Consider the following 1,023-nt stretch of genomic DNA (forward strand, 5'->3'; position numbering starts at 1 on the left):
GTCTCTGTAGACTTCTTCCCATTCTAAAAATTCATCATTTCTAATTTTATTTTTAAAATCTTTTAAATCGATAAAATAATAATCTACACCATCTTTTTCAAAACCTCTTGGATCTCTAGAAGTTGCAGAAATAGAAAAAGCTAAATTAAATTTTTCTTGTGCCAGTAAATGGCGCACAATAGTAGTTTTACCTGAACCTGAAGGTGCTGAGAATACGAATAATTTTCCTTTAAAATCTGACATAATTTAGTTTTTTGGTATTCGTTTTTTGTTGATGGATTTAACTACAAACTAAAAACCATCAACTAAAAACCAATTAAAGCACATTCAGAATCTGTTCTTTAATTTGCTCTAGCTCGTTTTTCATTTGAATCACTGCTTTTTGCATGGGTGCAAAATTGGCTTTAGAACCTGTTGTGTTAATTTCTCTACCCATTTCTTGTACAATAAATCCTAGTTTTTTACCATTAGAATCTGGTGTTGCCAAGGTTTCTAAAAAGTAGTCTAAATGGTTTGCCAAACGTACTTTTTCTTCATTTATATCTAGTTTTTCTAAATAATAAATCAATTCTTGTTCAAATCTGTTTTCGTCGGTATCAACTTTTAAATCGTCTATGGCTTTTTGCAAACGGGTTTTTACATTTTCTACTCTGTCACCATCTAAGGCTTTTACTTCTTCTAAATACTTTTTAATGTTGGCGATTCTTTCTTTAAAATCTATTTCTAAAGATGCGGCTTCATCAATTCTATATTGTACAATTTCTTTTGTGGCAATTTCAATAGCTTTTTCTATTGCTGCCCATTCATTTTCATCTAATTCTTCGCGTTCTGTTTTTAGGGCATCTGGCATTTTTACAGCCATTTTTAGTAATTCAACATCGCTAGAATTCCCTGTTTGTACCACATTTCTAAGTTGTTGCATATATTCTTTTACAACACCATGATTAATGGTTGTAGAGGTTTCATCTGCAGTCATTTCTACAAAAATGGAAAAGTCTACTTTACCACGTACTAAGGCTTTTG

At 31.1% G+C, this 1,023-nt stretch carries 2 protein-coding genes; both read right to left on the reverse strand.

Annotated features, from left to right (window positions below):
- Positions 1-243: guanylate kinase (locus ACTG3S_RS11835; RefSeq protein ID WP_439129557.1), on the reverse strand; the 243-nt coding region annotated here is incomplete at its 3' end.
- Positions 244-316: 73 nt separating this feature from the next.
- Positions 317-1,023: YicC family protein (locus tag ACTG3S_RS11840; protein ID WP_439129558.1), on the reverse strand; the 707-nt coding region annotated here is incomplete at its 5' end.

This window comes from Polaribacter sp. (genome assembly GCF_965656025.1).
Taxonomy (GTDB): domain Bacteria; phylum Bacteroidota; class Bacteroidia; order Flavobacteriales; family Flavobacteriaceae; genus Polaribacter.